Here is a 21,550-nt window from a genome sequence, read left to right as displayed (position 1 = left end):
CGCTAGAGCCCCCACCAGCCGGGCAGCAGTGCGCGAATCCGCGGTTGGGCGAAACGGTCGTCGATCAGGTGCAGGGTGCCGCGATCCTGCGGGCCGCGGATCACCCGGCCGGCGGCCTGGATCACCTTCTGCAGGCCGGGGTAGAGGTAGGTGTAATCGTGCCCCTGGCCGAACAGCTGCTGCAGGCGCTGGCGCATCTGCTCGTTGACCGGATTCAGCTGCGGTAGACCGAGGGTGGCGATGAAGGCGCCGATCAGTCGCTCGCCGGGCAGGTCGATGCCTTCGCCGAACGCGCCGCCCAACACCGCCAGCCCGATCCCGCGCCCACCTGCGACGAAGCGTGCGAGAAAGGCCGTGCGCGCCGCTTCGTCCATGCTGCGGCCCTGGCTCCAGCAGGGAATCTGCGACTGGTCGGTGGCGAGGCGGGCGGCGATCTGCTGCAGGTAGTCGAAGCTGCTGCAGAACACCAGGTAGTTGCCAGGAGTGCGTGCGTATTGCGCGGCGATCAGCTCGGTGATCGGCTGCAGCGAAGACTGGCGGTCGGCATAGCGGGTGGAGATCGGCGCCAGCGACACCTGCAGCTGATCGCTGGCGAAAGGCGCGGCGATTTCCAGCCAGGCGGCCTCGTTGCCGAGACCGAGCAGGTCGCGGTAGTAGTGCGCAGGGCTCAGGGTGGCGGAGAACAGCACCGTACTGCGCGCGCTGGCGAAACGCGGGGCCAGGAAGGCTGCCGGCAGCAGGTTGCGCAGGCACAGGTCGGCACGCTTGCCCTGCGCCGGCAGGCTAAGGTCGAACAGCGAATGGTCATCGAACTGCTCGGCCAGGCGGCAGAACTGCAGCGCCAGGAAGTGCAATTCCAGCAGTGCCGGCGGCGGCACCTGGGCACTCTGCTGCTGCCATTCGCTGAACGCCGCGCTGAACTGCTGCAGGGCGGCGAGCAGTGCGCCGGGCAGTGGCGCGACGGCGTAGTGGCGAACGGGGGGCGGCGTCTCGAACAGACCGCTGGCCGCCGTTTCGCGCAGTGCCGTCAGGCCCTGCTCGCGCTGCAGCGCGCTCCACTGCCGGGCGAGCCGTTCCAATGGCTTCTTCAGTGCCGTGGGGGCTGCGCGGCGGGCGGCGGCGAGCTGGGCTCCACGCAATTGCGCGCTGTACATGCGCCGGGCGCGCTCGACCAGGTTGTGCGCCTCGTCCACCAGCAGCGCCACCTTCCACTGGTTGCTCAGGGTCAGTCCGTGCAGCAGGGCGCTGCTGTCGAAGTAGTGGTTGTAGTCGCCGACGCAGACGTCGACCCAGCGCGCCAGCTCCTGGCCCAGGTAGTAGGGGCAGACCTGATGCTCCGCGGCGATCCGGCGCAGGCCGGCATGGTCCAGCCAGCGCGCCTCGACACAGGCCTGGCGCGCAGCCGGCAGGCGGTCGTAGAAGCCGCGCGCGAGCGGGCAGGAATCGCCCTGGCAGAGCTTGTCGGGATGCTCGCAGAGCTTTTCCCGCGCGCCGAGTTCCAGCACCCGCAACGGTAGCGCTGCGCCGCCCAGCTGCTGCAGCGCATCCAGCGCCAGTTGCCGGCCCGGCGTCTTGGCGGTGAGGAAGAACAGCCGGTCCAGTGGCGCGTCGGGCATCGCCTTGAGCAGCGGGAACAGGCTGCCGAGGGTCTTGCCGATACCGGTGGGCGCCTGGGCCAGCAGCCGGCCTTCACGCCGGGCGACCTTGTAGAGGGTTTCGGCCAGACGGCGCTGGCCGGGACGAAAGTCCGGGTAGGGAAACTCCAGGCCGGTCATTGCAGCATCACGCGCCTGGCGCTGGGTGATTTCCTGCTCCGCCCAGCCGATGAAGCGCTGGCAGAGATCGCTGAAGAAGGCTTCCAGCACCTGCGCCGGCAGACGTTCGAGCAGCAACGTTTCCCGCTCGCTGGCGATGTCGAAGTAGACCAGTGCGAGTTCCACGTCGGGCAGCGCCAGCTCGCGGCACAGCAGGCAGCCGTAGACCTTGAGCTGGACCCAGTGCAGCGCGCGCTGGTTGGCCGGGATGCGCTCGACGGCGCCGCGATGGGTCTTGATCTCCTCCAGGCGGTTGCGCGTCGGGTCGTAGCCGTCGGCGCGCCCGCGCACCAGCAGTGTCCCGTGCGTGCCCTGCAGACTCCGCTCGCGTTGGTAGCCCGCGCCGCGCCGGGCGCTGACCCTGGCATGTCCGGCGATGCCTTCCTCGGCACTGGGCGCGGCCTGGTAGCGCAGGTCCAGATCGCCCTCGCGGGCGGCGAACTCGCAGAGTGCGCGTACTGCCACCTGATAGCTCACGCGGGTGTGTCCGCCCAGCGCAGGTAGCAAACCTCGACCGGAATGCCCTGGGTCGCGCAGAACGCCAGCCAGCGCTTCTGGTTGTCCTGCAGACGGTCGCCGGGGCCTTTCACCTCGATCATCCGGTAGCGCCGCTCCGCCGGCCAGAACTGGATCAGATCGGGCATGCCGGCGCGGTTGCCGCGGATGTCCTGCAGCAGCCGTTCGAAGCAGGCGCGCAGGTGCGCCGGTGGCAGGCAGTCGAGTGCCAGGTCGAGCAGTTCGGCGTCGAGCGCCTGCCAGTGGACGAAGGGCGACAGGGTGCCGAACTTGGCGGCGAAGGTCGCCAGGATCGCCTGGCGATGGCTACCGTCATCCAGCCGCGCCAGGCAGCGCTGGAACAATGCGGCGCGGCGGACATGGAAATCGCTGGCGTGCAGGTCCGCCGGGGCGGCGTGGAAGGGGTGGAAGAAGGCGCCGGGCAGCGGGGCGAAGATCGCCTCCCAGCAGAGCAGGCCGAACAGCGAGTTGAGCAGGGCATTCTCCAGATAGAACACCGGCGCCTGTACCTCGCTCAGGTGCTCGAGCACCACCCATTCGACGCTGGAAGGTTCGGCCGGTCGCGGCAGGCACAGGTCGATGCGCGCCTGCGCGATCCGCGGTGCCGGCAACACGGGCAGACCGAGCTGGCGCTGCAGGCGCGGCAGGATGCGCTGCAGCTGCTGTTGCTGTTCGGCGGGCAGCGCCTGCGGATCGAGCGCCTCCAGCCGCTGCAACGCCTGTTGCGCATCGCCATCGCGTTCGAGCACGCGGATCTCGCGCACCCGCGCCTGTGGGTCGCCGCTGGCCTGGTAGAGCGCCAGCGCCTGGGGCAAGTCGCCGGCACGCTCGCAATGCTGGCCAAGCTGGAACAGCAGGCGTGCGCGGCGCGCCTCGATCCAGGGGTTGTCCAGCGCCGTCGCAGGCAGCCCGGCAAGCGCGCGCTGCAGGTCGCCTTCGTTGGCGAGTATCTCCTGGCAGCGGAACAGCGCCAGGTAGTCGTCGACGTCCTGGCGGCAGCGAAAGCCGCGCGCCGCCTCATCCAGGATGATCGTCTCGTAGCGATGGATGCCCAGATCGGCGAGCACGAAGGTCGACCAGTCCTGGCGCAGGTTGCCGAAGAACATCAGCCGCAGGCGGTCGCACAGCGGCATCAGGCGCAGTGCGCAGACGCACTCCTCGCTGTGCGGCCACCACTGCTGCAACGTGTCTGGCCGGTCGTGGGCGGCGAGGTGTTCGCGCAGCTCGCTCTTGCGCAACCCGCGCGGGGCGTCGAACAGGCGCTGCAGTTCGTTCAGGGTGAACAGGCGGAACAGCTCGTCCAGCGTCAGCAGCGGCGCATCATCCACCCAGCCGGTGGTCAGTAGCGATTGCAGGGCTTCGGCGGTTGAACCGATTTCGGCATAGTTCAGCCGGTTGACGCGAAACAGCTCACCCTTGCGCATGATCATCCGCACCAGCAGTGCCTGCGCGGGCTGCGGCAACCGGGCGAAACCGTCGATGAAGGCCTGCTCGTCGGGTGCGAGCAGGTCGGCATAACGCGCGTTCAGCCAGTCCAGCACGCGGCGGAAATTGGCCAGGTAGTAAAAGGGATCTTCGAGGGCGGCGGGCATTGTGCAGACTGCTGGATACTGTTCATCCATACAGATAGCAGGCGGCGCAGCCTTCGGGCAAGTGCGGATCGACCGGAGGCGCTCGCGACCATTGGCTGGTCTTGCCTGCCTGGTTGCGCAGGGCACGAACCTGGCCGGGGCGGTATCCACCCTACGGATGCGGTGCCCAGCCGTAGGGCGCAATAAGCGCAGCGCATTGCGCCGAGTTGTACATAAGCAGCCTCGGCTAACCCCATAAAAAGGCCCCGCGCAGCTTTCGCTGGCGGGGCCCGGTGCAGGGGGCGATCAGCTCGCCTTGCGTGCCTGGTTGCGCAGGGCACGAACCTGGTCGTGATTGCGCTGCACACCCTGGAACTGCTTCTCGACCACGGCGCGCACGGTCGGCGGCAGCGGCTTGTCGAGTGCCTTCTTGTAGGACTTCATGGCGACATCCTCGCCACGCTCGCACTCGTTGAGAATCGCTTCGTCGTCCTTGCCGGTGATCATCGACTTGAGGTCGACCCAGCGACGATGCAGGTCACCGCTCAGGCTGCCACCGGTTTCCGGATCGCCACCGAGCGAGCGCACCAGCGCCTGCAGTTCGCTCGCGGCGACGGCGCAACCCTGGGCACGGTCGAGGAACAGGGCCTTGAGGTCGGTGCGCTTGATGTCTTCGGCGCACTCGCGGAAGCCCTTCTCACCGTCCTTGCTGGTTTCGATCAGGTCGTTGAGGGTGGAAATGACGTCTTTGTTATCCATGGGGAAACTCCTTGCGGATGAATGTCCCGTATTGGATGGCAGACATCGTGCCAACTCATTTTTGAAGTATTTTTCTTTAAAAATCAGCTGCTTGTATTTTTCCAGGAATTGCCAGTCTCGCGCACATTGCACGGCATGACCGCTCATCCGCTTGCAGATTGCCGGAAGTGTCGCTTTGCCTTCATCCGCCGCCGTTGCGCTTGGCGGAAATGGCCGCTGAGAAGGCTCCGGCAACCCCGGCGCGAGCATCTGCTCCGCGCTGCTGGCACACTGTCGGCCCGTCCTTCTGCGGCAATGCCCATGTCCGATCAACCGCTGTTGCCCAGCACACTGCATCTGCCCGCGGGTGACTGGGCGACGGTGCTCGACTGTCTCTGCCAGCGTTTCCCGGCAATCGACCGGCAGACCTGGCGGGCGCGCATGCAGGCCGGCAAGGTGCAGCACCAGGACGGTCGTCCGCTCGATCCGACGCATCCGTATCGCGAGGGCCTGCGGGTGCGCTACTTCCGCGAGGTGGCGCAGGAAACGCCGATTCCGTTTCATGAGCAGGTGCTGCACCAGGACGAGCATCTGCTGGTGGTGGACAAGCCGCACTTCCTGCCGGTGCTGCCGGCCGGCCGCTATGTCGAGCAGACCCTGCTGGCGCGCCTGGTGCGCTCGCTGGGCAATCCCGGCCTGGTGCCGCTGCACAGGATCGATCGGCTCACCGCCGGGCTGGTGCTGTTTTCCTGCAATCCGTCCAGTCGTGACCGCTACCAGGCCCTGTTTCGCCAGCGCCGTATCGACAAGACCTACGAGGCCCTGGCGCCGGCCCTGCCGCAGCTGTCGTTTCCGCTGCAGCTGTGCAGCCGGATCGTGCCCGGCGAGCCGTTCTTCCGCATGCGCGAAGAGCCGGGCGAGGCCAACAGCGAGACGCGCATCGAGGTCCTGGAGCGCGGTGACGCCTATTGGCGCTACGGCCTGCAACCGCTCACCGGGCGCAAACATCAGCTGCGGGTGCAGATGGCGGGTCTCGGTGCCGCGCTGATCGGCGATCCGCTGTATCCGTGCTTGCGTGAGGAGCGGCTCGATGACTTCAGCACGCCGCTGCAATTGCTGGCGCGCTCGCTGGCGTTCGTCGATCCGCTGAGCGGCGCGCCGCGTCGTTTCGTCAGTACCCGCCAGCTGTGCTGCTGAACTCGCCGCTTACCGCGAGGCTGCGCTGGGCGGTCCAGGGATTGTCCTGGCGCCAGTGCTGCAGCCAGCCGGCGAAGCACTCGGCGGACATCGGCCGGGCAATGCCGTAGCCCTGGCCGAAACGACAACCCATGCGCTGCAGGCGCTCGCCGTGTTCGCGGGTTTCCACGCCTTCGGCGACCACGCGGCGATTGAAGGCTGCCGCCAGGCGCACCACGCTCTCGACGATGCCCAGGCTGTCCGGGTCGGCGAGCATGTCGCGGACGAAGCTCTGGTCGATCTTCAGGCTGTCGACCGGCAGCCGACGGAAGTAGGCGAGGGACGAGTAGCCGGTGCCGAAGTCATCGAGCGCGAAGCGCACGCCGAGGGCGCGGCACTGTTCCAGCACCAGCGCCGAGCGTTCCATGCTGCTCAGCGCCGTGGTTTCGAGGATTTCCAGCTCAAGATGCTGTGCGGCGACCTGGGGGTGGCGGGCGAGGGCAGCTTGCAGGTTCTCGCTGAAGCGAGGGCAGAGCAGGTGTTCGGCGCTGACATTGACGCTCATTTCCAGGGGCAGTCCCGCGTGGTGCCAGTTGGCGAGTTGGGCCAGCGCGTGGTCCAGTACCCAGGCGCCGACCCTCTGCTCCAGCTCGCTGCCTTCCAGCGCCGGGAGGAATGCGGCCGGCTGCAGCAGGCCCTGCTGTGGATGCTGCCAGCGCAACAGGGCCTCGCAACCGATCACCTCGCCGTTGTACAGATCGATCTTCGGCTGGTAGTGCAGGCGTAGTTCGTCGTCCTCCAGCGCCTGTTGCAGTCGTTGCAGGCGCGCCTGCTGCTGTTCCACTCGGCGACCATGTTCCGGATCGAACCACTGATGGCGGTTGCGGCCGGTTTCCTTGGCCCGGTACATCGCCTGGGAGGCGTGGCGCAACAGCTGCTCGCTGTCTGCGTTGTCCAGCGGGAACAGCGTCACGCCGACGCTGGCCGACAGGCTGATACTCGCAGCGGAGCCCTGCAGTGGTTCACCGACCCGGCGCAGAATCTCGAGTACTCGCTGGTCGCAGTCGGCGACATCCTCGATATCCCCCAGCAGCAGGGCGAATTCGTCACCGCCGATGCGTGCCAGGGTGTCTCCTGCATTCAGGCACTGCTGCAGGCGCTGGGCCACGCAGACCAGCAGCTCGTCGCCGATGTCGTGGCCGAATCGGTCGTTGATCGGCTTGAACACATCCAGATCCAGCAGGCAGACCGCCAGTCCCCTGCCACTGCGCTGGGCCAGGGCAGTAGCCTGCTGCAGGCGGTCGGCGAGCAAGGTGCGGTTGGGCAGGCCGGTGAGAGCATCGAAATGTGCCAACTGGTCGATGCGTTGCTGGTGGTGCTTGAGCTGGGTGATGTCGGTAAACAGGTTGATGTAGTGGCTGAGCCGGCCATGCTCGTCATGTACCGCACTGATGTTGCTCAGTGCCGCGTAGAGGGCGCCATCCTTGCGCCGGTTCCAGAATTCGCCCTGCCAGTGTCCGCAGGCCCGCAGGTGAGCCCACATCTCGCGATAGAAGCGCGCATCGTGGCGCCCGGAGGAAAGCAGGCCGGGGCTCTTGCCGGTGACTTCCTCGCAGCGGTAGCCGGTGATACGTTCGAACGCCGGGTTGACGGCCAGAATCCGGCCTTCGGCGCTGGTCACGGCGATGCCCTCGCTGCTGTTGCGGAACACGCTGGCAGTCAACCGCAGTTGCCGGCACAGGTTGCGCTCGCGACGGCGACCCAGGCCGGCCAGCAGTGCCAGACCGGCGATCAGCAGCAGGCCGGTGGCAAGCAGCCAGGGCGGCATGGAGGTGCGCGCGGCGTCCAGCCAGAGGGCAGGGCTTGCCTGGGACTGCGCGCAGTAACAGAACAGCAATGACGCGCAGGCGCTTGCCGTGCGTGGGGCCAGAATGGACTTCATGCTCATGGACCGGCTGGGAGTTGGCTTGAGCCCTTGCCGGATGCAGCGGCCCCGACGACCGAGGCGCGAACGGGGCTGCGGTCCCGGTCGCAGGCAGGGAAATGCAGACTAGCAGCAGCCGACAATCATTCGCATTGATCTGGAGCAGCATCGGCGGCGCTTGGCCGCCGGCAATCCACTGGCGCTCAGTGGGTCTGTGCGTCGGCGCTATCCTGCAGCTGATGCAGATGCTTGCGCGCCAGGGACAGGAAACGTGGCGTGGGCCCGACGTCCTCGTACAGCGGATCGCCCTGCTCGTCGGTAGCCACAACTTTCTGTCCTTTCACATAGGGCAGGCTGGTCTCGAGCTCTTCGAGCGCGGCGGCGATCAGCTCGCCCAGCAGTTCCTCCAGACTGCGACGGGGATACATTTCCGCCAGGGCGGCCATGCGCGCAGCGGAGTCCAGATCCAGGTGAATCGCGTAGCTTTCCCGGGTCAGGCGGCCCTTGGGCCCCTGTTCCCAGTGATTGACCAGTTCGCGAATTTTCATGGAAAACCTCCAGGGTGGTTTGGCTGTGACCGAAACGGCTGATGATGGCGGTTGCGCATGCATGGGCAGCGCACCAGCGAGCCTGGCTGCGAGGGTCTTCACGAACCAGTCGCCAGGCCTTGCGGTCAGCTTTCTCAGCATAGTCGCGTGGCGGCCGCCGATGGGTCGGTGACTGCCGGTTGACGTGCTATACAGTCTGCGAGTTCAACGCTGCCGGAGTGGGCAATGACCGAAATCGACACGCGCTTGCGTGAAAACGTGCACCTGCTGGGCGCGCTGCTGGGCGAAACCATCCGCCTGGAACACGGGGATGCATTCCTCGAAACCATCGAGCGCATCCGCAAGGGTGCCAAGGCCGCCAGACGCGGCTCCAGAGAGGGCGCAGAACAGCTGGCGAACAGCCTCGACGGCCTGAATGCCGAGCAGGTACTGCCTGTGGCGCGGGCCTTCAACCAGTTCCTCAACCTGGCCAACATCGCCGAGCAGTACCACCGCGTGCGTCGGCGTCGGCCAGGCGAGGTGCAGCCGTTCGAGGATCAGGCGCTGACCTGCCTGCTGCAGCGCCTGAAGAGCACCGGCTACGGCGACGACGCACTGGCTCGACAAATCGGTCGGCTCGACATCGAGCTGGTGCTCACCGCGCACCCGACCGAGGTCGCCCGGCGCACCCTGATCCAGAAGTACGACGCGATCTCCGCGCAGTTGGCTGAACTGGATCACGATGATCTTTCAAGCGTCGAGCAGGAACAGACCCGCCAGCGTCTGCAGCGGCTGATCGCCGAGGCCTGGCACACCGAGGAAATCCGCCGCAGCCGGCCGACCCCGGTCGATGAGGCGAAATGGGGCTTCGCGGTCATCGAGCACTCCCTGTGGCACGCGGTGCCCAGTTTCATGCGCGGCGTGGACACGGCGCTGCACCAGGCAACCGGCTTGCGCCTGGCGCTGGACGCCGCCCCCGTGCGCTTTGCTTCATGGATGGGCGGGGATCGCGACGGCAACCCCAATGTCACCGCCGAGGTGAGTCGTGAGGTGCTGTTGCTGGCACGCTGGATGGCCGCGGATCTGTACCTGCGCGATGTCGAACAGCTCGCCACCGAACTGTCCATGCAACGCGCCAGTGATGCGATGCTGGCGCGGAGCGGCGACCACCCCGAGCCATATCGCCAACTGCTCAAGCAGTTGCGTGATCGTCTGCGGGCGACCCGCGCCTGGGCCGAGGCGTCGCTGCGCGAGCCGCAGCCGGCGCCGCCCGACGTGCTGCAGGACAATGCCCAGCTGCGCGAGCCGCTGGAGCTTTGCTATCACTCGCTGCACGAATGCGGCATGGGCGTGATTGCCGACGGGCCGCTGCTCGACTGCCTGCGCCGTGCGGCCACCTTCGGCCTGTTCCTGGTGCGCCTGGATATCCGTCAGGACGCCGCGCGGCATGCCGCGGCGCTCAACGAGATCACCGACTATCTCGGTCTGGGGCGCTATGCCGACTGGGACGAGGAGCAGCGCATCGAGTTTCTGCAGCGCGAGCTGGACAGCCGGCGACCGCTGTTGCCGCCGTATCACCAGCCTTCGGGGGAAACTGCCGAGGTCCTCGAGACCTGTCGGGTGGTCGCGCAGTCGCCGGCCGCAGCCCTGGGCTCCTACGTGATTTCCATGGCCGGCGCCCCGTCGGATGTCCTGGCGGTCCAGCTGCTGCTCAAGGAAGCCGGGCTGCGCCGGCCGATGCGCGTGGTGCCGCTGTTCGAGACCCTGGCCGACCTCGACAACGCCGGTCCGGTGATCGAGCGACTGCTCGGCCTGCCCGGCTATCGCCGCCGTCTGCACGGCCCGCAGGAAGTGATGATCGGCTATTCCGACTCGGCCAAGGACGCCGGTACCGCGGCAGCGGCGTGGGCGCAGTACCGTGCCCAGGAGACTCTGGTGCGCATCTGCCGCGAGCAGGAGATCGAGCTGCTGCTGTTCCATGGTCGCGGCGGCACCGTCGGTCGTGGTGGCGCGCCGGCCCACGCGGCGATCCTGTCGCAGCCGCCGGGCTCGGTGGCCGGGCGCTTCCGCACCACCGAGCAGGGCGAGATGATCCGCTTCAAGTTCGGCCTGCCGCATATCGCCGAGCAGAACCTCAACCTCTATCTGTCTGCGGTGCTGGAGGCGACCCTGGCGCCGCCGCCGACGCCCGAGCCGGCCTGGCGCGAGATGATGGACCGCCTCGCCGCCGATGGCCTGCAGTCCTATCGCCAGGTGGTGCGGGATGATCCGCAGTTCGTCGACTACTTCCGCCAGGCCACGCCGGAGCAGGAACTCGGCCGCCTGCCGCTGGGCAGTCGTCCGGCCAAGCGCCGTGCCGGCGGGGTGGAGAGCCTGCGGGCGATCCCATGGATCTTTGCCTGGACCCAGACGCGACTGATGCTGCCGGCCTGGCTGGGCTGGGAAGCGGCGCTGGGCAATGCCCTGGCGCGCGGCGAGAGTGAGGCATTGTGTCGCATGCGCGAGCAGTGGCCGTTCTTCCGGACCCGCATCGACATGCTCGAAATGGTGCTGGCCAAGGCCGACGGCGCCATCGCCGCGCTGTACGACGAGCGTCTGGTCGAGGCGCCGTTGCTGCCGCTGGGCCTGCGCCTGCGAGAGCTGTTGCAGCAGGCATGCCGCGCCGTGCTTGAATTGACCGGGCAGCAGCAATTGCTTGGCCATAGCCCGGAAACACTGGAGTCGATCAGCGTGCGCGATGCCTATCTGGACCCGCTGCACATGCTCCAGGTCGAGCTGCTGGCGCGGGCCCGACGCAACGACGTGCAGGTCGAGGGCGCCCTCGACCAGGCGCTGCTGGTCAGCGTCGCCGGCATTGCCGCGGGTTTGCGCAACACCGGCTAGCGGCGCTTCTCTGCGCCCGCCGTCGTTCCCAGCACAACGGCGGGCACAGTGCCAGGCACCCAGGCATCAGACTTTCGACGGCTTGTGTGCATTCTGGGCGCTGTGTATCGTGTCCAACCTTTTTCGGCCGCCGTATGCGGCCGTCCCGGATTGTGCGATTGGCCCGGCAAAGGCGAATCCGACGATTTCCAAGTTCAGCTTCATTGAGGAGACATCGATGCGCGTGATTCTGCTGGGAGCACCTGGGGCCGGCAAAGGCACCCAGGCTCGATTCATCACGGAAAAGTTCGGCATCCCGCAAATCTCCACCGGCGACATGCTGCGTGCCGCGGTCAAGGCGGGCACCGAGCTGGGCCTGCAGGCCAAGAGCGTGATGGACGCCGGTGGCCTGGTTTCCGATGACCTGATCATCAATCTGGTCAAGGAACGCATCAAGCAGCCCGACTGCGCCAATGGTTTCCTGTTCGATGGCTTCCCGCGCACCATTCCGCAGGCCGAGGCCATGCAGTCGGCCGGCGTGACCATCGACCGCGTGCTGGAAATCGCCGTCGACGACGAGGAAATCGTCCAGCGCATTGCTGGTCGCCGGGTGCACGAGCCAAGCGGCCGGGTCTATCACGTCGACCACAATCCGCCGAAGGTCGCCGGCAAGGACGATCTGACCGGTGAAGACCTGGTTCAGCGCAAGGACGACACCGAGGAAACCGTGCGGCATCGCCTCTCGGTCTACCATTCCCAGACCAAGCCGCTGGTGGATTTCTACCAGAAGCTGGCTGCCGAGCAGGGCACCGCCCGCTACGCCCGCGTCGAAGGCGTGGGTTCGGTGGAAGAGATCACCGCCAAGGTACTGGCCGCGCTTTCCTGATCGCGACCGACACCGCCAACGGCCCGCTTGCGGGCCGTTGGCGTTTATACTGCGCGCCTTTTTCCTGCGAGCCATTGCCATGCCCAGCCTGCTGGCCTTCGATACGGCCACCGAAGCCTGCTCCGTAGCCCTGCGCCACGACGGACGCATCCTCAATCATTACGAGGTGGCGCCGCGGCTGCACGCGCAGCGCCTGCTGCCGATGATCCAGACGCTGCTGGCGGAGGCGGGAATAGGTCTGTCGGCACTGGATGCGATCGCCTTCGGCCGCGGCCCCGGTGCCTTCACTGGTGTGCGCATCGCCATCGGTGTGGTGCAGGGATTGGCCTTCGCGCTTGACCGGCCGGTATTGCCGATCTCCAACCTGGCGGCCCTGGCCCAGGGCGCCCATCGCCGGCTCGGCGCGCAGCAGGTGGCCGCCGCCATTGATGCGCGAATGGACGAAGTCTATTGGGGCTGCTATCAACTTGATCAGGGTGAGATGCGTCTGCTCGGCAGCGAGGCGGTGCTGCCGCCGGAGCAGGCGCAACTGCCGCGTGGCGCCAGTGGCGATTGGGTTGCTGCCGGCACGGGCTGGGGCACCCATGCGGCGCGTATCGCGCTGCAGCCGACGGCTACCCTGGGCGATCTGCTGCCCGATGCGCTCGATCTGCTCGAGCTGGCCAGCTTCGCCTGGGCGCGCGGCGAGGCTCTACCGGCCGAGGACGCCCAGCCGGTTTATCTGCGCGACAAGGTGGCCACGCCCAAGGGCCAGGCCTGACCGTTCATCCCGGCGATGAACGCACTGCCGTTCGGTTATTGCCAAGCGCTGCGGCCAGTCAGTAGAGTGAGGCGACCATCACGTAGGTCCAATGATGCGTATCGACGGTTTTTCATCTTCCTATCCGCTGGATCGTGGAGCTCGGCCGAGCCCCGCGAGCAATCCCTATCGCGAAATCCAGCGCGAACAGGAGCTGCGTCGTGAGCAACCGGCACCCGCTTCGGGAAGCCAGGGCTTCGAGAGCGTTCCGCAGCCGCGTCAGGTCGAGAATGCGCTTGCCGCCCGCGAGGGCAACAATGATCAGTTGCCGGCGCGGGCCCGCGAGTTTCTCGATTCCTACCAGCGCCCGGTGAGCGGCCGGGTCGCCCAGGCCCTGGCCAGCTACGGCAGCACCGCGAACATGGTTTCCGAGGTCGACGCGACCGAAGTGCTCGGGCTCGATCTCTACGCCTGATGTCGCTAGCCGCCGCACTCGCATCTTCCTGCTTGTCCCTGCCTTACCATCTTGGCTGCCCCGGCTGGAATGAAACCGCCTGGCGCGGCACCCTGTATCCCGCCGATGCGACACCGACCGATCTGCTTGCCCTTTACTGCCGCACCTTCAATGCGGTGGAGGGCAATACCACCTTCTATGCCCAGCCGGCGGCGGCAACGGTGGCGCGCTGGGCGCAGCAGATGCCGGAGGATTTTCGCTTCTGTGCCAAGTTGCCGCGTCAGGTCAGCCATGGTGGCGATCTGCGCGAGCAGGCCGAGGCCGTGGCGGCTTTTCTCGAATTGCTGGCACCGCTGGCAGCACGGGTGACGCCTTACTGGTTGCAATTGCCGGCATCCTTCGGCCCCGACCGGCTGGCGGAGCTGGCGGTCTTCATCGACAACTTCCCGGCCCGTCTTGCGGTCGAGTTGCGTCACCCGGCGTTCTTCGCGCGCGGTGACGCCGAGCGTGCTCTCAACCGCCTGCTGCGCGATCAGGGCGTGGAGCGCATCTGCCTCGACAGCCGGGCCTTGTTCAGCTGCACCGAGACCACCGCCGCGGTCGTTCACGCGCAGTCACGCAAGCCGCGCCTGCCGCCACGACCGACTGCCTTCAGCGACCGTCCGCAATTGCGTTTCGTCGGGCATCCCGAGCTTGCCGCCAACGAAGCCTTTCTCGCTCCCTGGCTGGTCAAGGTCGCCGAGTGGATCGAGGACGGCTTGCGTCCGCATGTGTTCGTGCATACCTCCGACAACCGCCAGGCGCCGCAACTGGCGCGTCGTTTCCACCAGTTGCTGACGCAGCGTTTGCCAGGCCTTGCGCCTTTGCCGGAACCCTGTGCCGAGGACCAGCTCAGCCTGCTGTAGCGCGGTACTGAACCCTTGGCCTGCCCGGCTTGCCTCAAGTAGGGAAAGGGGGAGGGAAGATGTCCGAGGTAGGTAACGGCTCCGCCAGGGGCTTTCTGCTTTTTCTGCTGCTGCTGGCGCTGGCTGCGGCTGCGTTGCTGCGGGGCTGGGTCGAGATACCGCCGCGCTGGAATCCCTGGGCGCCGCTGGACCTGGGTGAACCGCCGAACTTTCTCAGCGGCTTCAAGATGGCGCGCCTGCGTGATGATCCGCGGCGCTGCCTGCAGGCGCTGGAAACCTCGCAACTGCGCTTCGACCCGGTGGCCGACAGCCTTCCTGCGCCGGGCTGTCCGCTGGAGAACAGCGTGCGTCTGCGCAGCAGCGACACGCTGGCACTGGGTGGTGACTTTCTCGCCAGCTGTCCGTTGGCGGCGGCTTTTGCCCTGTTCGAGGAACACGGACTGCAGCCGGCGGCCGATGCGGTCTATGGCCAGCCGGTGGTGCGAATCGAGCATTACGGCAGCTTCGCCTGTCGCAATATCGGCGGCAGTAGCCGGCGCAGCCAGCATGCCAGCGCCAACGCGCTGGATATCGCAGGCTTCCGCCTGCGCGACGGCACCCGCATCACCCTGGCGCGAGACTGGAACGGCAGCGAACGCGAGCAGCGCTTCCTGCGCCAGGTACGCGATGCCGCCTGTGGGCCCTTCAACGCGGTACTGGGGCCGGAGTACAACGCCGCCCACCACGATCACCTGCATCTGGATATGGGGACGTTTCGGATATGTCGTTGAGCTCGCCGTCCCGGCGCGGGCATCAGCTGCAGAGCGCGTTGCCTGCGCCTAGCACGGCGTCAGCGATGGGCCAGCAACAGATCGGCGGCCTGCCCCTCGCGGCCGTCGGCGAACTCGAAGGCGCCGAGCTGGGCGATGCGGTCGTAGGCGCCGAGTGCGATGTCGACGTCGCGCGCCTGCAAGCGGATGGCGCTGACACCGGCGTCTGCCAGTGACCGGGTCTGTTGGCGCCCCTGTTCATCGAAACGCAGCAGGGTCAACTGTCGATAGATGGCATCGCTGGCGTCGATTCGTCCGTCGCCATTGTCGTCATGGCGGGCCAGTTCGGCAAAGCCGTTGGCAGCGCCGTTCTGATCGCCGAACAGCTCGCGGCCGTCGTCGATGCGCCCATTGCCGTTGCGATCAAGCGCCAGCAGTGCGTCGTCACGGTCAGGCATGCTGACCTGGTCGAGACGACCGTCGGCGTTCAGATCGAAGTGTACGGCGCGCCCCAGCCCGCGGGTCGCGAAACCATCGCCAGCCAGGTCAAGCGTCAGCGGATCGCTGATCTGCGGCTGGGTAGGGGTGCCGATCTCGACGTTCAGTTCGCGTTGCTGCAGGACCTGCTCGAAGCGCGCCACGTCGGCCTCTGCGGACGCCAGTGCATCTTCGGCTACTGGCTCTGCGTCCGGCCGAGCCAGCGCTTTCGGCTGCTCTTCCTCGATGCCCAGGGTGCGGCGCAGTATCTGGTAGTCGCGCGATTGCCGTGGATCGGCATCCGCGCCGCCGTCAATTGACCGGGATCTGTTCTGCTCTGGCGTGTGTCCAGTGGCGATGGAATTGATCATGGCGAACTCGCAGCGGCTCCGGGGTGCCGGGTCTGGCAGAATGCCGCTTTCGCTGGTTATCGACCGCCGCGCTGGCGGGTTGAGTGAATACTGAACAGGGGCAGCAATGGGCGACGAGCGGCAAAGTGCCATTATTGAGGTCGAGGCATCCGAGGCGATGTTCAACGACCAGGCGCAGGCTTTGGCGGTGCGGCTCCGGCTGCACGGGGGTGGGTCTGCGGAGATGGTTTTGCAGGTCGGTGCACATGGCCTGCAGTTGGTCGAGCGGGGTCCGCAGGCGCCCGGTCCGGTGCGGGTCGATTTCGTCGAGGGCGCCCTGGCGCACCGGCGCCAGTTTGGCGGCGGCAGCGGGCAGATGATCGCCAAGGCCATCGGTATCGGTCCGGGCGTGCGGCCACGGGTGCTGGATGCCACTGCCGGATTGGGCCGCGACGCCTTCGTGCTCGCCAGTCTCGGCTGCGAGGTGGTGCTGATCGAGCGTCAGCCGGTGATCGCGGCTCTGCTCGAAGATGGGCTGCGTCGCGCCGCGACGGCCGCCGAGGTTGCCGAGATCATCGCGCGCATGCGCTTGCTGGTCGGCGACGCGATTGCGTTGATGGCCGCCTGGCAGGACAGCGCACCGCAGGTGATCCACCTCGATCCGATGTTCCCGCACCGTGACAAGAGCGCGCTGGTGAAGAAGGAAATGCGCTTGTTCCGCCCGCTGGTGGGCGACGATGACGATGCCCCGGCGTTACTCGCAGCGGCGTTGGAACTGGCCAGCCATCGGGTGGTAGTCAAGCGCGCGCGCAAGGCACCGCCGATTGCCGGCCCTGCGCCGGGCTACAGCCTGGAAGGCAAGTCGAGCCGCTACGACATCTATCCGAAGAAGAAGCTGACGCCCGGCTGAGGTTCAGTCCGGACGATAGGCGCGCAGAAACAGCTGCACCACGTCGGCTACGTGTTCTTCCGCATCCTCGCCCTTGGGCGCCTCACAGCAGCCGATCAGCAGACGCAGATGGCAGGCACCCTTGATCATGCTGAGAAAATGTTCCGCAGCGCGTTGCGGCTGGGCCACTCGCAGCTGGCCATTGCGGTCGGCACGCGCCAGCAACTGGGTGGTGGCATCGAGGATTCGCTGCGGGCCGGCCTCGAAGAACAGCCGCGACAGCTCTGGATTGTGCGTGCCCTGGGCGACCATCAGGCGGTGCATGGCAACCGACTCGGGGCTGTTGATCAACAGATGGAATCGCCGACCAACCTCGGTCAGTACCTGATCCAGCGGCACCTTGGGATCCTGCTCGAAGAACAGCGGCGGCAGTTCCTCCTGGCATTTGGAGGCCACCGCGGCGGCGAACAGGGTTTCCTTGTCGTTGAAGTGGCTGTAGACGGTCAGCTTGGAGACGCCCGCCTCTGCAGCGATGGCGTCCATGCTGCTGCCCTCGTAGCCATGCGCCAGGAACAGGCACTTGGCAGCCTGGAGAATGGCCGAGCGCTTGGCTGGATCCTTGGGGCGGCCTGGACCGCTGGGTGTTGTCGGTAGTCTGTCGGTCATGTCACGTTTTAATACTGGACTGGCGGGTTTGGCATTCTTACTATACCCGGCAGTATAAGTATTCCAAGCCTCTTCTGCGAAAGGTCATCCTCATGTTTCGTCATGTCCTGTCCCTCGCTGTGCCCGCGTGCGCAAGCCTGTTCCTGATCGCCTGTGGCAATGGCGAGCCGGTCGAGCCGCCGGTTCGTCCCGCCCTGGTGGCGCAACCCGTGCCCGCCGGGCAGGCCTTCGAGACCTATCCGGGCGAGGTTCGCGCCCGTCTGGAGTCCGAGCTGGCCTTTCGCATCGGCGGCAAGATCAGCCGCCGCTTGGTGGATGTCGGCGCGCGGGTGAGCAAGGATCAGCCACTGGCCGAGCTTGATCCGCAGGATGTGCGCCTGCAGCTGGAGGCCGTGCGCGCCCAGCTCGCGGCCGCAGAAGCCAATCTCAAGCTGGTGCGTTCCGAGCGTGATCGCTACCGCACCCTGCTCGGTCGTCAGCTGATCAGCCAGTCCCAATACGACAACGTCGAAAACCAGTACCGCGCCGGTGAAGCCCGCCTCAAGCAGATTCGCGCCGAATACGACGTGGCTGCCAACCAGGCCGGCTACGCGGTGCTGCGTGCGACCCAGGACGGCATCATCGCCCGCCGTCTGGCCGAGGTCGGCCAGGTCGTGGCGGCTGGTCAGACCGTATTTACCCTGGCGGCGGACGGCGAGCGCGAAGTGCTGATCGGCGTGCCGGAGCATGCCATCGAGCGTTTCCGCATCGGTCAGGAGGTGGCCGTCGAACTCTGGTCGCAGCCGGACAAGAGCTATCCCGGGCGGATTCGCGAGCTGTCGCCTGCTGCCGATGCCCAGTCGCGGACCTTTGCCGCGCGGGTCTCGTTCGTCGGTGACAAGGTCAATGCCGAGCTGGGCCAGAGTGCGCGAGTGAATGTCCGGGTCGAGGGCGAGGTGCCGCTGTCGGTACCCATGACCGCCATCAGTGCGGAGAAGGGCGCTGCCTATCTGTGGGTGGTCGATCAGCAGAGCAACAGTGTCCGCCGCGTGCCGGTCAAGGTCGGCAGCTACGGCCAGGAGCGGGTCTCGGTGCTGGAAGGTCTGAAGGAGGGCGATTGGGTGGTGGCGGCCGGCGTGCATGTGCTGCGCGAGGGCCAGAAGATCCGCCCGGTGGACCATGAAAACCGTCCCGTCGAGTTCGCGGCCCAGGAGTAATCCATGTCCTTCAATCTTTCCGCCTGGGCGCTGCGCAACCGCCAGGTCGTCCTCTATCTGATGCTGGTGCTGACGGTCATCGGCATTCTTTCCTACTCCAAGCTCGGCCAGAGCGAAGATCCGCCCTTTACCTTCAAGGCCATGGTGGTGCGCACCGACTGGCCGGGCGCCACCGCCGAAGAGGTGTCACGGCAGATCACCGAACGGATCGAGAAGAAGGTCATGGAGACCGGCGAATTCCAGTTCGTCATGTCCTATTCGCGTCCCGGCGAATCGGTGGTCACTTTCCTCGCCCGCGATTCCCTGCATTCGCGGGACATTCCCAACCTCTGGTACCAGTTGCGCAAGAAGGTCAGCGATATCCGTCACACCTTGCCGCCAGGCGTGCGCGGGCCGTTCTTCAACGACGAGTTCGGCACCACCTTCGGCAACATCTACGCGCTCACCGGCGAGGGTTTCGACTACGCGGTGATGAAGGACTACGCCGACCGCGTGCAGTTGCAACTGCAGCGGGTCGAGAGCGTTGGCAAGGTCGAGCTGCTCGGTCTGCAGGACGAGAAGATCTGGATCGAGCTGTCGAACGTCAAGCTGGCCACCCTCGGCCTGCCGCTGGCGGCGGTGCAGCAGGCACTGGAGGAACAGAACACCGTGGCCTCCGCCGGTTTCTTCGAGATGCCGACCGACCGCGTGCATCTGCGTGTCTCCGGCCGATTCGAAACGGTCGAGCAAATTCGCGACTTCCCGATCCGCGTGGGGGATCGCAGCTTCCGCATCGGCGATGTCGCCGAGGTCCATCGCGGCTTCAACGACCCACCCGCGCCACGCATGCGCTTCATGGGGCAGGACGCCATCGGCATCGCGGTGGCGATGAAGCCCGGTGGCGACATTCTCAAGCTGGGTGAAGTGCTGGAGAGCGAGTTTTCGCGCCTGCAGGAAACCCTGCCGCTGGGCATGGAACTGCGCAAGGTCTCCGACCAGCCAGCGGCGGTGAAGGTCGGTGTCGGCGAGTTCGTCCAGGTGCTGATCGAGGCGCTGGTGATAGTGCTGCTGGTGTGCTTCTTCTCCCTTGGGCTGCGTACCGGCCTGGTGGTCGCGCTGTCGATCCCGCTGGTGCTGGCGATGACCTTCGCGGTGATGAACTACTTCGGCATCGGCCTGCACAAGATTTCGCTTGGTGCCCTGGTGCTGGCCCTGGGACTGCTGGTGGACGACGCAATCATTGCGGTCGAGATGATGACGATCAAGATGGAGCAGGGTTACGACCGTCTCAAGGCAGCCAGCTATGCCTGGACCAGCACGGCGTTTCCGATGCTCACCGGCACCCTGATCACCGCCGCAGGCTTCCTGCCGATTGCCACGGCACAGTCCGGCACCGGCGAGTACACCCGCTCGATCTTCCAGGTGGTGACCATCGCCCTGGTGGTGTCCTGGATCGCCGCGGTGGTCTTCGTGCCCTACCTGGGTGATCGCCTGCTGCCGGACATGGCCAAGCTGCATGCGAAGAAGCATGGCGGCAGCGACAAGGGCCATGACCCGTATTCCACACCGTTCTACCAGCGTCTGCGGCGCACCATCGGCTGGTGCGTGGCGCAGCGCAAGACAGTGGTGGTGGCGACCCTGGCAATCTTCGTCGTCGCGGTGTTCATGTTCCGCTTCGTGCCGCAGCAGTTCTTCCCGGCATCCGGGCGTCTGGAGCTGATGGTCGACATCAAGCTCACCGAAGGCTCTTCGCTCAAGTCCACCGAGACCCAGGTCAAGCGCCTGGAGAAACTGCTCGAGGGCCATCCGGGCATCGACAACTACGTGGCCTACGTCGGCACCGGATCGCCGCGCTTCTACCTGCCGCTCGACCAGCAGTTGCCGGCGACGCGCTTTGCCCAGTTCGTGGTGCTGTGCAAGACCATCGAGGATCGCGAGAAGGTCCGCGTCTGGCTCAACGAGCTGATGGCCGAGGAATTCCCCTTCGCCCGTACCCGCGTGTCGCGGCTGGAGAATGGTCCGCCGGTGGGCTTCCCGATCCAGTTCCGCGTCTCCGGCGAGCATGTCGAGAAGGTCCGCGAGATCGCCCGCGAAGTGGCTGGCCAGGTACGCGCCAATGACAAGGTTTCCAACGTTCACCTGAACTGGGAAGAGCCAAGCAAGGTGGTCTACCTGAACATCGATCAGGAGCGCGCGCGTGTGCTGGGCGTCAGCTCCGCCGAGCTGTCACGCTTTCTGCAGAGTTCGCTGACGGGCTCCAGCGTCAGCCTCTACCGCGAGGACAACGAACTGATCGAGATCCTCCTGCGCGGCACCGTGCGCGAGCGCCAGCAGCTGGAGCTGCTGCCGAGCCTGGCGGTGCCGACCGCAAGCGGTCGAAGCGTTTCCCTGTCGCAGGTGGCAACGCTGGAGTATGGCTTCGAGGAAGGAGTGATCTGGCACCGCAATCGCCTGCCGACGGTCACCGTGCTTGGCGACGTCATGGGCAAGGAACAGCCGGCCACGCTGGTCCGCCAGATCATGCCGACGCTCAAGGAGATCCAGGCCAATCTGCCGGACGGCTACCTGCTTGAGGTTGGCGGTACGGTTGAGGATTCCAGCCGCGGTTCGCGATCGGTGATGGCCGGCATTCCGCTGTTCGTGCTGGTGGTGCTTACCCTGCTGGTGATCCAGCTGCGCAGCATGTCGCGCGCAGCCATGGTGTTCCTCACGGCACCGCTCGGACTGATCGGCGTGACCCTGTTCCTGCTGGTGTTCCGCCAGCCGTTCGGCTTCGTCGCCATGCTCGGCACCATCGCCCTGTCGGGGATGATCATGCGCAACTCGGTGATCCTGATCGACCAGATCGAGCAGGACATTGCCGCCGGGCTCTCGCGCTGGCAGGCGATCATCGAGGCCACGGTACGCCGCTTCCGCCCGATCGCCCTGACGGCCCTGGCCTCGGTGCTGGCGATGATCCCGCTGTCGCGCAGCATCTTCTTCGGGCCCATGGCGGTCGCCATTATGGGCGGCCTGATCGTTGCCACTGCGCTGACCCTGCTGTTCCTGCCGGCGCTTTACGCGACCTGGTTCAGGGTGCAGGAGCACGAGGAACCCGCTACCTGAGTCGAAGAGCCCGGCAGATGCCGGGCT

The 21,550-nt window shown here is 66.4% G+C and carries 17 protein-coding genes; 10 read left to right on the top strand and 7 right to left on the bottom strand.

Annotated elements, in window-relative coordinates; translation table 11 throughout:
- Positions 1-2 precede the first annotated feature (2 nt).
- From DBO85_RS00220 to DBO85_RS00210, 3 genes are all read right to left on the bottom strand, one after another.
- The gene (locus DBO85_RS00220; protein WP_108104105.1) at positions 3-2,291 is read right to left on the bottom strand and encodes an ATP-dependent DNA helicase; all 2,289 of its coding nucleotides are present in this window, start codon (positions 2,289-2,291) and stop codon (positions 3-5) included.
- Positions 2,288-3,952, bottom strand: coding sequence for a VRR-NUC domain-containing protein (locus DBO85_RS00215; protein ID WP_108104103.1), 1,665 nt, complete (start codon positions 3,950-3,952; stop codon positions 2,288-2,290). Before DBO85_RS00215 ends, DBO85_RS00220 begins: the two co-directional genes overlap by 4 nt.
- A 255-nt stretch (positions 3,953-4,207) precedes the next feature.
- Entirely contained in the window at positions 4,208-4,660 is a 453-nt protein-coding gene (locus tag DBO85_RS00210) for a PA2169 family four-helix-bundle protein (protein WP_108104101.1), read from the bottom strand.
- A gap of 300 nt (positions 4,661-4,960) precedes the next feature.
- On the opposite strand from DBO85_RS00210, the gene DBO85_RS00205 reads away from it, so the two are divergent.
- The gene (locus DBO85_RS00205) at positions 4,961-5,836 is read left to right on the top strand and encodes a pseudouridine synthase (protein WP_108104099.1); all 876 of its coding nucleotides are present in this window, start codon (positions 4,961-4,963) and stop codon (positions 5,834-5,836) included.
- Here DBO85_RS00205 and DBO85_RS00200 read toward each other — a convergent pair.
- Together DBO85_RS00200 and DBO85_RS00195 are read right to left on the bottom strand one after the other, a co-directional pair.
- Complete coding sequence (locus DBO85_RS00200) at positions 5,811-7,757, bottom strand: putative bifunctional diguanylate cyclase/phosphodiesterase (RefSeq protein ID WP_158268855.1); 1,947 nt, start codon at positions 7,755-7,757, stop codon at positions 5,811-5,813. The two genes, DBO85_RS00205 and DBO85_RS00200, sit on opposite strands and share 26 nt — an antisense overlap.
- 185 nt (positions 7,758-7,942) lie before the next feature.
- Positions 7,943-8,287, bottom strand: coding sequence for a pilin assembly protein (locus DBO85_RS00195; RefSeq protein ID WP_108104095.1), 345 nt, complete (start codon positions 8,285-8,287; stop codon positions 7,943-7,945).
- 225 nt (positions 8,288-8,512) lie between these two features.
- On the opposite strand from DBO85_RS00195, the gene ppc reads away from it, so the two are divergent.
- The 6 genes from ppc (at position 8,513) to DBO85_RS00165 (ending at position 14,882) form a co-directional block, all read left to right on the top strand.
- Positions 8,513-11,149: a phosphoenolpyruvate carboxylase gene (gene ppc / locus DBO85_RS00190; protein ID WP_108104092.1), complete on the top strand. Its 2,637-nt coding sequence runs from the start codon at positions 8,513-8,515 to the stop codon at positions 11,147-11,149.
- 217 nt (positions 11,150-11,366) lie between these two features.
- Positions 11,367-12,014: an adenylate kinase gene (adk, locus tag DBO85_RS00185; RefSeq protein ID WP_108104090.1), complete on the top strand. Its 648-nt coding sequence runs from the start codon at positions 11,367-11,369 to the stop codon at positions 12,012-12,014.
- A 79-nt stretch (positions 12,015-12,093) separates the two neighbouring features.
- On the top strand, positions 12,094-12,774 hold the full coding sequence (gene tsaB / locus DBO85_RS00180) for a tRNA (adenosine(37)-N6)-threonylcarbamoyltransferase complex dimerization subunit type 1 TsaB (protein ID WP_108104088.1): 681 nt from the start codon (positions 12,094-12,096) through the stop codon (positions 12,772-12,774).
- A 94-nt stretch (positions 12,775-12,868) separates the two neighbouring features.
- Positions 12,869-13,228, top strand: a complete 360-nt coding sequence (locus DBO85_RS00175) for a hypothetical protein (RefSeq protein ID WP_108104927.1) — start codon at positions 12,869-12,871, stop codon at positions 13,226-13,228.
- A complete protein-coding gene (locus DBO85_RS00170) occupies positions 13,228-14,112 on the top strand; it encodes a DUF72 domain-containing protein (protein WP_108104086.1) in 885 nt (294 codons plus the stop codon). The genes DBO85_RS00175 and DBO85_RS00170 overlap by 1 nt, the downstream gene beginning before the upstream one ends.
- Before the next feature lie 59 nt (positions 14,113-14,171).
- Positions 14,172-14,882 carry an extensin-like domain-containing protein gene (locus DBO85_RS00165; protein WP_108104084.1) on the top strand — a complete coding sequence of 237 codons (711 nt, stop codon included), beginning with the start codon at positions 14,172-14,174 and terminating at the stop codon, positions 14,880-14,882.
- A gap of 59 nt (positions 14,883-14,941) precedes the next feature.
- On the opposite strand, the gene DBO85_RS00160 is transcribed toward DBO85_RS00165, so the two are convergent.
- Positions 14,942-15,709, bottom strand: a complete 768-nt coding sequence (locus DBO85_RS00160; RefSeq protein ID WP_108104082.1) for a hypothetical protein — start codon at positions 15,707-15,709, stop codon at positions 14,942-14,944.
- 157 nt (positions 15,710-15,866) lie between these two features.
- On the opposite strand from DBO85_RS00160, the gene DBO85_RS00155 reads away from it, so the two are divergent.
- The gene (locus tag DBO85_RS00155) at positions 15,867-16,598 is read left to right on the top strand and encodes a class I SAM-dependent methyltransferase (protein WP_407681434.1); all 732 of its coding nucleotides are present in this window, start codon (positions 15,867-15,869) and stop codon (positions 16,596-16,598) included.
- 3 nt (positions 16,599-16,601) lie between these two features.
- Here the strand turns inward: DBO85_RS00155 and DBO85_RS00150 are convergent, their stop codons facing one another.
- Positions 16,602-17,243 carry a TetR/AcrR family transcriptional regulator gene (locus tag DBO85_RS00150; RefSeq protein WP_108104078.1) on the bottom strand — a complete coding sequence of 214 codons (642 nt, stop codon included), beginning with the start codon at positions 17,241-17,243 and terminating at the stop codon, positions 16,602-16,604.
- A 92-nt stretch (positions 17,244-17,335) separates the two neighbouring features.
- Here DBO85_RS00150 and DBO85_RS00145 point away from each other — a divergent pair, with 92 nt between their 5' ends.
- Together DBO85_RS00145 and DBO85_RS00140 are read left to right on the top strand one after the other, a co-directional pair.
- Positions 17,336-18,439 carry an efflux RND transporter periplasmic adaptor subunit gene (locus DBO85_RS00145; RefSeq protein WP_108104076.1) on the top strand — a complete coding sequence of 368 codons (1,104 nt, stop codon included), beginning with the start codon at positions 17,336-17,338 and terminating at the stop codon, positions 18,437-18,439.
- Positions 18,440-18,442: 3 nt separating this feature from the next.
- Positions 18,443-21,523, top strand: coding sequence for an efflux RND transporter permease subunit (locus DBO85_RS00140; protein ID WP_108104074.1), 3,081 nt, complete (start codon positions 18,443-18,445; stop codon positions 21,521-21,523).
- Positions 21,524-21,550: the final 27 nt, after the last annotated feature.

This window comes from Pseudomonas mangrovi (assembly GCF_003052585.1).
GTDB classification, from domain to species: Bacteria; Pseudomonadota; Gammaproteobacteria; order Pseudomonadales; family Pseudomonadaceae; genus Aquipseudomonas; species Aquipseudomonas mangrovi.
The sequence above is the reverse complement of the archived record's forward strand: the minus strand, read 5'-3'. Positions and strand labels throughout refer to the sequence as shown.